This is a genomic window from Gemella sp. zg-1178 (assembly GCF_018790995.1).
In the GTDB taxonomy this organism is placed as follows: domain Bacteria; phylum Bacillota; class Bacilli; order Staphylococcales; family Gemellaceae; genus Gemelliphila.
The window spans coordinates 1-3,351 of record NZ_JAHKEI010000043.1; the positions used below are offsets into that span (position 1 = coordinate 1).

The window sequence follows — 3,351 nt, forward strand, 5'->3', positions numbered from 1 at the left end:
AATGTGTCATTAATGTTTCTCTAAATATAAAACTTGTCATCTCATTGTTAGGTTCGTTATGGAGTAAGTTATATAAATAGTGGTTGGTTGCTTTTTTACTTCCTAAATCTGTTATTTCGTATATATGTAGTGGTAAACTAGCGAGGGTTTCTGATAATATTCTCACACATGAATATACAGCTGTCATCTGCATTGCAGTTTTTTCATTTACTCTTTTGCCACTTGCTGTTTGCCCAATAAAAAAAGAGTGGTTATTTCCACTCAATTTATTTATTGGCTTATCTCTTGATTTAAATAGTCTACTTAATATCATAATTTTGTCTCCTAATTTTTTGTATAATAAAAACACCTACTTAAGTGTAGATGTTTCATTTCTTATATTTTCAAAAGAGCAGATAATTGATCCCTTTTGGCATAAATAATTGCGATAATTTGTACGGATTTATTTTCTAAATCTATCCAGTAATATACATAGAAGTTTTCAATAAGTATTTTTCTAATACCTTCCTTAGCGTATTTTTCTTCACTAAGTTTAGGATTTCTTTCTGGAAATATATCTAATTTTTCAATACCTTCTTTTAATTTTTTTAATGTTTTTCTTGCTGCTAATGGAGAGTTTAAATCATTTTTAATATATGTTATTATATTTTCTAAATGTTCTACAGCTTGAGATGTAATTTCTATTTGGTATTTTTCCATTAAATCTCGCTTTCTAATTTAGAAAATACTAAATTCATACTCTTTGATTTACCCTCTTTCGCCTGAGATAATCCATTAGTAAGTATATTATCTAACTCTTCTTCACTTAAGGTATCTACAGTTATTACTTCATTAGGTATAGTTACTGAAAATGGTATACCTTTATTCATAATAATTTGCCTATAAAACATGTCTATTGCTGTTGCTCTAGGTATACCAATTGTTTCTAAAATCTGTTCTGCTTGTTTCTTTATATTTTCTTGTATCCTAACATTAACGCTAGCTGTTTTGGTCATTACCATATTTATCACCATCCTTAGCTAACATTATATAATTTTGTGTTGCTTTTTGCAATACATTTGTATTTTTTTTTTATAAAAACAACAATCCTCTATCATCATACCCACTTTCTACATTCTGATTACCACATCTTATAGCTCTATCTAGTGCCATAAATGTCTCACATATGAACTACCGCAACATCCACACCTAATTTTTCCAAAGTATTTTTTCTCTGTATAGCATTTTTTATTTTCACTTAACTGCACTTGAACCGCATCAAATACTTCTTTATCAATTATTGCTTCATGGCTATTTTCTACATAATACTGAGGTAGCTATCCGTTGTTCCTTTTCTGAGTCTTGTTTAAGAAGTCTGCTACATAGTGTTTTTGAAGTAAGGCATCACCTTTATATTTTTAATTTGTTAAAATACTTCTTACACTGCTATAACTCCATTTTTCTTGCCCTCTTGGTGTCAGTATTTTATTTTCAGTTAGATGTTTTGCTATTTGATTAGGATTTTTCCCTGATAAGAACTGTCCAAATATGTATCTTACTATTTGGGCTTGCTCTTTATCAAATTCTAATCCACCCTCCTCTTCTGGCTTAAAACCTAGTACATTATTATATGCGAATGTCACTCTACCCTCAGCAGCTTGTTTTCGTTTAGACCATGTTATATTTTCTGATATTGATCTACTTTCTTCTTGTGCTAAGGAACTCATTATTGTAATAAGTAATTCACCCTTTAAATCAAATGTCCAGATGTTTTCTTTTTCAAAGTATATCTCCACTACAAAATCTTTTAGTTTTCTTACAGTTGATAGTGAACCTACTGTATTTCTTGCGAACCTACTTTGTTTTTTCTTTTTTATATTATCCCAATGTTCTAATTTAGTGCGTTGCAGTTTTAGTTGATCCAATTGCTCTAAAATATGCACATAGTCTTTTCTTTCTTGCACACGTATTTCCAATTCATTTTGTAAATGTTCAATTTGTAACTGGATATCTCTCAACGATAATCCATCCTTGTTTAAGCTCGTTTCAATTTTTTGATTTAGCACTTCTAAAACTTCGTGACGATTCCCCATCAACTTATTTATTCCACGGATAATCATATTTTGGAGCTCTGTCTCATTAATTAATTCTACACAACAACAGGATACGCCTTTATCAATTCTCGTTTTACAACGCCAATTTACTGACTTTTTTCCTTTAGAAGACCATTGAATTCTTCTGAATGCACTCTCATATTCTTTACAAATAATCACATTGGATAAGCATACTTACTACTATACGTTGATTTTCTTTTGTTTTTTCCTTGATATTGTTCTGCTCTTTGTCGCAACTCCACTTGAACTTTATGAAATACTTCTTTTTAAATAATGCCTTCATGGCTATTCTCTACATAATACTGTGATACTATACCGCTATTCACCACTCTCTTTTTACTCAATACATCCACTGTATAAGTTTTCTGAAGTAAGGCATCTCCCATATACTTTTCATTAGTCAGTATTTTTCGAATACTCCCTGCACGACATAAACTAAGATTAGCTGCAGTCATTATATTATCCGCCATCAAACTATTCGCAATCTTCTGTAAACTTTTTCCCTCTAAATACTCTTTGAAAATCCGTTTAATGATATGTGATTCGTTTGGATCTACTACCAATTGCCCATTCTTGTCTTTGTTATACCCTAAAAAACGATTGTGATTGACCCCGCACTTCCCCTTTTTGATATCTGTACTGAATACCCATCTTGACGTTTTTACTAATGGATTCTGAATACCCATCTTGACGTTTTTACTAATGGATTCTGATTCTTGCTGTGCAAGAAAGGCCATAATAGTGAGTAGAACTTCTACCTTAGAGCCCATAGTGTTAATATTTTCTTTTTCAAAATAAACTGGAATTTTATACTCTTTTAATTGCCGAGTATAATGCAAGCAATCTAGTGTATTTCTAGCAAAACGGCTAATGGATTTTGTAATAATCAAGTCAATTTTTCCCTCTTCTTTTCACTTTCTGAAATTGATTTTCTTCTCGCACCTACTCTACTTCCGCCACGCATTAAATCCGCCTCCTATAGTTGTAAATGGAATTTTACCATATTTTCATTGATTTAGCAATTTGTTTTTTCTTTTTTTCGTCCGTTTTTGTCCGTTTTTTGTCCGTTTTCGGTATTCATAACATTATGTAAAAAATAAGTCTATAGTTACCACATACCTATATTGTTATAGTAAATTATATAATTAAGTTAGCCAGTAGTACAAAAAAAGCATCTCATAGGATATACTTTTAGTAACTACAAAAAAAGGATACCAAGAGATGCAAGAACATTATAACACAAAAGGCAAACACATTA

Annotated in this window: 4 protein-coding genes and 1 pseudogene; all 5 read right to left on the reverse strand. The window is 30.8% G+C overall.

The features are described from left to right. Positions 1 to 313: phage portal protein (locus KMP12_RS07180; protein WP_252344747.1), on the reverse strand; the 313-nt coding region annotated here is incomplete at its 3' end. Positions 314 to 375: 62 nt separating this feature from the next. After that, on the reverse strand, positions 376 to 699 hold the full coding sequence (locus KMP12_RS07185; RefSeq protein WP_215757039.1) for a type II toxin-antitoxin system RelE/ParE family toxin: 324 nt from the start codon (positions 697 to 699) through the stop codon (positions 376 to 378). Further along, entirely contained in the window at positions 699 to 1,001 is a 303-nt protein-coding gene (locus tag KMP12_RS07190; RefSeq protein WP_215757040.1) for a type II toxin-antitoxin system RelB/DinJ family antitoxin, read from the reverse strand. The genes KMP12_RS07185 and KMP12_RS07190 overlap by 1 nt, the downstream gene beginning before the upstream one ends. Before the next feature lie 141 nt (positions 1,002 to 1,142). Then, positions 1,143 to 2,099: pseudogene (locus tag KMP12_RS07195) on the reverse strand (recombinase family protein). 260 nt (positions 2,100 to 2,359) lie between these two features. Beyond that, positions 2,360 to 2,989, reverse strand: coding sequence for a recombinase family protein (locus KMP12_RS07200; protein WP_371741366.1), 630 nt, complete (start codon positions 2,987 to 2,989; stop codon positions 2,360 to 2,362). Positions 2,990 to 3,351: the final 362 nt, after the last annotated feature.

What these genes read in the sequence shown, in the direction of transcription:
- KMP12_RS07185 (WP_215757039.1), bottom strand. Translation starts at nt 699, where the DNA reads ATGGAAAAATACCAAATAGAAATTACATCTCAAGCTGTAGAACATTTA.
- KMP12_RS07190 (WP_215757040.1), bottom strand. Translation starts at nt 1,001, where the DNA reads ATGGTAATGACCAAAACAGCTAGCGTTAATGTTAGGATACAAGAAAAT.